The organism is Okeania sp. SIO2F4, from assembly GCF_010672385.1.
In the GTDB taxonomy this organism is placed as follows: domain Bacteria; phylum Cyanobacteriota; class Cyanobacteriia; order Cyanobacteriales; family Microcoleaceae; genus Trichodesmium.
In genome coordinates this window covers 1-6,468 of the sequence record NZ_JAAHGT010000549.1, presented here as the reverse complement: position 1 = coordinate 6,468, position 6,468 = coordinate 1, and the positions used below count along the sequence as shown (strand labels likewise).

At 35.1% G+C, this 6,468-nt stretch carries 5 protein-coding genes; 3 read left to right on the top strand and 2 right to left on the bottom strand.

The window, feature by feature from the left end; translation table 11 throughout:
* Positions 1-683: 683 nt before the first annotated feature.
* Positions 684-2,618 (top strand): heavy metal translocating P-type ATPase, encoded by a 1,935-nt coding sequence (locus tag F6K22_RS27245; protein ID WP_293105304.1) that lies wholly within the window; start codon positions 684-686, stop codon positions 2,616-2,618.
* Between the two features lie 105 nt (positions 2,619-2,723).
* Here the strand turns inward: F6K22_RS27245 and tnpA are convergent, their stop codons facing one another.
* The gene (tnpA, locus tag F6K22_RS27240; RefSeq protein WP_293105301.1) at positions 2,724-3,137 is read right to left on the bottom strand and encodes an IS200/IS605 family transposase; all 414 of its coding nucleotides are present in this window, start codon (positions 3,135-3,137) and stop codon (positions 2,724-2,726) included.
* Positions 3,138-3,217: 80 nt separating this feature from the next.
* On the opposite strand from tnpA, the gene F6K22_RS27235 reads away from it, so the two are divergent.
* Both F6K22_RS27235 and F6K22_RS42515 read left to right on the top strand, forming a co-directional pair.
* The gene (locus F6K22_RS27235; RefSeq protein WP_293105299.1) at positions 3,218-4,366 is read left to right on the top strand and encodes an RNA-guided endonuclease InsQ/TnpB family protein; all 1,149 of its coding nucleotides are present in this window, start codon (positions 3,218-3,220) and stop codon (positions 4,364-4,366) included.
* Between the two features lie 29 nt (positions 4,367-4,395).
* Positions 4,396-4,638 carry a zinc ribbon domain-containing protein gene (locus tag F6K22_RS42515; protein ID WP_363274537.1) on the top strand — a complete coding sequence of 81 codons (243 nt, stop codon included), beginning with the start codon at positions 4,396-4,398 and terminating at the stop codon, positions 4,636-4,638.
* 296 nt (positions 4,639-4,934) lie between these two features.
* Here the strand turns inward: F6K22_RS42515 and F6K22_RS27230 are convergent.
* Positions 4,935-6,468 (bottom strand): COR domain-containing protein (locus F6K22_RS27230; RefSeq protein ID WP_293105296.1); only part of this gene is annotated, 1,534 nt, incomplete at its 5' end.

Sequence of the window (6,468 nt, the reverse complement as noted above, 5' to 3'; positions counted from 1 at the left end):
TTCCTCTACCATTACTATGCACCACTACCCTTTTTTTAAAAGTGGTATAAATAGTAAATAATGACGACTGCTATATACCAATCGAGATAAATATTTGCTACCAATAGTTAAACTATTTATAGGAGTTATATCAAGTATCATTAATTAGCCATAATAAAAATTATATAGCTGTTGAAGCGAGAATATTTTTCAAATTTCCCTTTGTTCCCTGCATAAGATTACTATGAGAGGTAATGATTACCTAAACCAAAATAATTGCTTTCTTAGTTCCTCATGAAAGTAATAGTAAAAAGTCAAATTTAAATCTTTTTTCCCTGTTTTGTATCAACCCTAGTTTGATATCTTAAATAGAAACAATATATAGCAATCCGCGCATTGGTTGTGAAAATTTTTATAAGTACCTACACAAAATTATTTACACAAGCGATATTGACACAGTAAGGGTTTCAGCTTCTAAAATTTGAATTTATTTTGTTTACCTGCTTAATAGTTAATTTTAACTGAAAACATGAGTAAATTCTGTAGGTCGCCAATTCGACGGCTTTCCTAGCTGACTCCTGAGTTCTGACTCCTAACTACCACCAAAATATTACAACTGAAATAGGATTGCTATATACGTTAACTTTTAATTTAATTGATTATAATATTGATCGTAAAAATCATATGACTTGGGGAGCAAAAAAATGGATAATCATAATCATTCTCATTGTTGTAGTTGTCACCATGAAGAAAATCATAATCATACTAACCAAACTACCCAAGAGTCAAATTTAAAACAGGAAATTTTACCTTTACTTCCAGTCGCTATTATCTATATATTAGGTTTGATTTTTTATCAACAATTACAGAATACTGCCTATGGTCTAGGACAATACATAGTGTTTGTTCCTATCTATATATATAGTGGATGGACTGTACTTTCTAGCGCCGGGAAAAATATTTTCAAAGGCAGAATATTTGATGAAAATTTTTTAATGACTGTGGCAACATTGGCAGCGATCGCTATTGATAAATTACCGGAAGCAGTGGCAGTAATGTTGTTTTATCAAGTTGGGGAAACATTCCAGGAATATTCTGTAAAACGTTCCCGTAATTCTATCAAGTCACTATTAGAAGTTCGTCCTGATTATGCAAATTTAAAAATTGATGATTCTCTGGAAAAAGTATCTCCTGAAAAAGTAGAAGTTGGTAGTGAAATAGTGGTTAAACCTGGAGAAAAAATTCCTTTAGATGGTGAAATTATCTCTGGCAATTCTCAGGTTGATACTTCTGTTTTAACTGGGGAATCAATACCTAAGTTTTTCACAGTTGGGCAAACAATTTTAGCAGGAATGGTTAATCAAACGGGATTATTAACAATTCGGGTCACTAAACCTTTTGACGAATCATCAATTGCTCGAATTTTAGAATTAGTTGAAACTGCTAAAACTAAGAAATCTAAAACAGAAAGATTTATGACAACTTTTGCCAGATACTATACTCCAGTGGTTGTCTTTATTTCTTTGGCAATAGCTCTTTTTCCTCCTCTATTTATTTCTGGTGCGACTCATGCTGATTGGATAAATCGGGCATTAATTGTATTAGTAGTTTCCTGCCCTTGTGGATTAGTAATTAGTATTCCTTTGGGTTACTTTGGCGGAGTTGGTGGAGCTGCTAAACGAGGAATTTTAGTTAAAGGTTCAACATTTTTAGATGATTTGGCAGTTATTAAAACTGTGGTTTTTGATAAAACTGGAACTTTAACAGAAGGTCAACTTCAGGTGACAGACATTGTGACAAAAAATGGCTTGACTAAATCAGAATTACTAGAAGTAGCAGCTAAAGTTGAATCTTTATCAAATCATCCTATTGCTCAAGCGGTTTATAAATATAATTCCACCAAAATAGATAATTCTGATGTCTCAGAATATCAAGAAATTGCTGGATGTGGAATTAAAGCAAAGGTTGGGAATAAAACAGTTATTGCCGGAGGCGATCGCCTATTACATTTAGAAGATATCGAACACGATCTTTGTGATGTTGGAGATACGGCAGTTCATTTGGCAGTCGATAGTAAATATGTTGGTTATATAACAATTTCTGACCAAATTAAATTAGATACTGCTTCGGCAATTAAATCTTTGAAAAATTTGGGTGTAGAAAAAATTGTAATGCTAACTGGAGATAATCAAACTGTTGCTCAACGGGTGGCCAAAAATCTGGGTTTAGATGATTATCAAGCGGAATTATTGCCAGAAGATAAAGTTAGTGCCATTGAAAAATTACTGCATCAAAATAATGGAAAGGTTGCTTTTGTCGGGGATGGAATTAATGATGCTCCGGTTATTGCTCGTGCTGATGTTGGTATGGCGATGGGTAGTATGGGTTCCGATGCGGCAATTGAAACTGCAGATGTTGTTATTATGACGGATGCTCCTTCTAAGGTTGCCGAAGCAATAAAAGTTGGCAGGAAAACTCGTCGTATTGTTTGGCAGAATATTGGTTTTGCTTTGGGAGTGAAAAGTTTGTTTATTTTGTTGGGGATATTCGGGTTGGCAAATATTTGGGAAGCGGTATTTGCAGATGTAGGTGTGGCGTTGATTGCTATTTTTAATTCTAGTAGAGCGTCTATGAATTGAGAATTGAGAATTGAGAATTCAGTTGAACTTAGTCCTAATATTAACTACCCCGGCGGGAAGTCCCGCGCTCTCCCGTAGGGGAGCGTCGTATGGGAAAGCCGGGCATTATTTGTGTGGTTCATCCTGAGAATCTATATACTTTTTTAGAACTGAGACACTAACACCACCACAACTAGCAATAAAGTAAGATTCACTCCAAAACACAGCTTTGAAATAAGCTTTATTGATTTGTTCTGGAAACTCAGCTCTGAGCCTTCTGCTGCTTACAGACTTGAGATTAGTAACAAATTTAGGTAACTCTAGCTGTGGGTAGTATTGGAATAGCAAATGTACATGATCGGCTTCACCATTGAATTCTATTAGTTTGCAGTCCCATTTAGTGCATAGATTGTCTACTATTTCTCCTAATCGTTTGAGCATCTCCTGATTGATTACTTTTTTCCTATATTTAGTCACTAAGACTAAATGAGCTTTCATATCTGATACAGCTCTACCACGAGATACAAAATCTTTTTTCATAATTATTCTGTTATAGCTGTTGACAATTATATATACAGTAATTATAATAACAGATGTATAATGCAGGAGGTAGATTCTCTATGCTATTGAAATACAAGTACAAGTTAAAACCACATAAAAAGCAAGCGGTGATTATATCTAATTGGTTAGAAATGGCCAGGAAGCAATATAATTATCGTTTAGCTGAAAGGTTGAATTGGTTTGAAGCAACTCGTACACCAGTAAACGCTTGTCCACTTAATGTTTCAGTAGTGCCAGTAGAACGAATTTATCAAAATATCCCAGAGTTTAGAACACAAACACGGGATGGCAGAAAGAAAGATGGTAACGGCAATCCAGTAACGAAAAAAGGTGACAAGCACCCTAACATCATAAATGGGTATGTAGCTTGGGAAACAGTACAGTTAGCAGACCTAGCACAAACAAAAAAACTATTCCCTGAGTATCAGTCTATTCACTCCCAAGTTTTGCAGGATGTTATTCAACGTGTACAAACTACGATGGATAACTTCACCAAACCTGATAAAAAGGGTAAAACCAGTGGTAAACCTAAATTCAAAGGTAAACATTACTATAATTCTCTTAGTTATCCCCAGTTATCAAACTCTAGTATTGTCAAAAATGCTAATGGTCGGTATTGTGTAAGTTTACCAAAGATTGGTTTAGTCCCTTTTGTGTATAATCGCTCAATACCAGAAGGTTTTAAAGTCAAGACAGGTAGTGTGATTCGTGAAGTTGACGGGTGGTACATTAGCTTCACGATAGAAGATAAGACTGTGCCTGTAGAGGTTGTAGAAATTCAACCCACTTTAAAAAACTCAAAAGGTATTGACTTGGGATTATTATATTATGCTGTTACCAGTGATGGCGAGTTTATAGAAGTACCTAAGTTTTTTAGGTTCTCTGAAGATAGACTATCTAAACTTCAGGTAAGATTATCTAAAAAAGACAAACATTCTCAATCTTGGAAAATTCTTAAACGTAAAATAGCTAAACTGCATCAGCTAATAGCCAGACAGCGTTTGGATTGGCAATTCAAACTGGCTTATCATCTGTTTTCAGACGTAAGTGCAATATTCCTCGAAGACTTACAGATAGCCAACTTAGTTCGGCGCTGCAAAGCTAAATTAGGTGATAATGGTCAGTTTTTGCCCAATGGTCAATCAGCGAAGTCAGGATTAAATAAGTCTTTGCACGATGCAGCCACTATCAATTTCTTGATGTTCTAGAGTATGTAGGCTGGAAACTTGGCAAGAGAATCATCAAAGTAGACCCAAAAGGTACATCTCAACATTGTTGGGAGTGTCTAAGCAGAGTGCCTAAGAGCTTGTCAGAGCGCTGGCATTCTTGCCCTAGATGTGGTCAAGAACTAGATAGAGACTATAACTCAGCACTCCTAATACAAAAAATAGGATTGTTATCAACACAGGGGGAGGACATCACCTCTGTTAAAACAGCGGTCAGGGTTTCCCTGGCTGAAGAATCCCGCGTTGTCCCGTAAGGGCAACGTCGGGAGTATGTCAAGGAGCACTGACTTAATCAAAGAATAACGATAAATTTCACGATTCATCTGTTCTGGCGGGGTGCTTCAGAAAAAGTATCAACTCTGGCTTCAGAAGTAATAGTCGAAATTTTTCACAATTCATCTGTTCTGTCGGGGTGCTTCAGAAAAAGTATCAACTCTGGTTCCAGAAGTAATACTCAGAAAATTTCACGATTCATCTGTTCTGTCGGGGTGCTTCAGAAAAAGTATCAACTCTGGTTCCAGAAGTAATAGTCGAAATTTTTGACTATTCATCATTTTTGATCGGATTCTTTTTCTACTTGCGGAGCTGGGAATATCTCTTGAATTTTCTCTACCCAATTAGGAAATCCAGATGGATATAACTTAGGATAAATAATCAGCAAAATAATGCCAATAATGGCAGTAACGAAGTAGTAAATAATTTGCCCATTCTGCATCCAAGTTAAAGAATCTAGCAATCCAAATTTCTTGGGTTTTTGTATTTCTGCTTCGGGAGAATTTGCTGTTACTTTACCTTGAATCTTACTATCATCACCAAATACATTACCCATGACATTTCCGTCTTGATTTTTGATTTTCCGACTTTGGTCGTTGACAATTTTTTGATTCATAGTTTTATTCTCGATAAAATTATTATTAGTGTTTATTATAGAATCCCTTATATAGATATCATTTGGATAATAGTTAGGTTGTAAAAATCTCATGTACTTATCACTGTCTATCACATCATCAATTAAACTCCTTATATCAACTTCATCATAAGGATAATTATCGCAGTTTGTTTTTAGTCTGCCATTGCTAATCCATTCGTTTAATTTCTCAAATTTGTAGAAATGCGGATTCTGATTATTATTACAAGTCAGACAATTACAAGGAATTAATTTATTATATTTAAGTCGATTATTGTAGGAACTATGAATTTTATCTAATTCGTGAGTCACAATTGTCATAAAATCTCGTTTTTGTTGCCCAGAAATCCTAATTTTTATTTCTCTCTTACCGTAATATTCAATTACCTCTGCTTTTGCTCCATCTTTTTTGAGAATAACTCCGCTTTTCCAGACATATTTCTGTTCTTTAATGTACTCGTTCATTGCCACAATAAACTGAGTAATAATTCCCTTCGGCATAAATTCGTAAGTGTAACGTAAAATCAAATTATTATTTTCATCCCAGTCGTATACTGGTTGAGCTTCCGTTAGAAGTTGAGGCGCGATATAGGTCTGAGAAGTATCAGGAATTTTATAACAGAGTTGAAATTTAATCATTAATTGCAGTAGCTCGTCGTGCATATTGACATATTTTTCTTCATCCCAAATGTCGGTCAAATCATCCTTGGTAAATTTGCCAAAGTTATCGTAGACTTTTGGATTATCTAAGGCTTTATAAACTGCTGTTGTTCCCCATTCTGGTTTGATAATAACTGTTTTATTTAACAAGGGGTCATCTTGAAAATGTAGACAAACTCCTAAATCGTGTAAATACCCAATTAACTGTAATTTATCCTCATGCTTCTTAAACCTATTTTGTTCGCAAATAGATAAATATTCTGTCAGACTAATATAGTTACGACCATCTGTTTCTAATGCCCCGCGCACTTTTTTCCAAGTCTTAGGTAGACCACTGCCAATGTGGGGTAATTTACTAATGTAATGTTGGATTTCTGCTCTAATTTCTTCTAAACCTCGATTAGTAGCAAGATTGGTAGCTAGGATTTCTTTGATATTAGTAAATTGCCCTTGCAATGCCCGTTGATTAACTTCTCGTTTCCGTTCTTGTTTCTCATTTTTGATAATTAATAAAGGG

What these genes read in the sequence shown, in the direction of transcription:
- tnpA (WP_293105301.1), bottom strand. Translation starts at nt 3,137, where the DNA reads ATGAAAAAAGATTTTGTATCTCGTGGTAGAGCTGTATCAGATATGAAA.
- F6K22_RS27245 (WP_293105304.1), top strand. Translation starts at nt 684, where the DNA reads ATGGATAATCATAATCATTCTCATTGTTGTAGTTGTCACCATGAAGAA.
- F6K22_RS27235 (WP_293105299.1), top strand. Translation starts at nt 3,218, where the DNA reads ATGCTATTGAAATACAAGTACAAGTTAAAACCACATAAAAAGCAAGCG.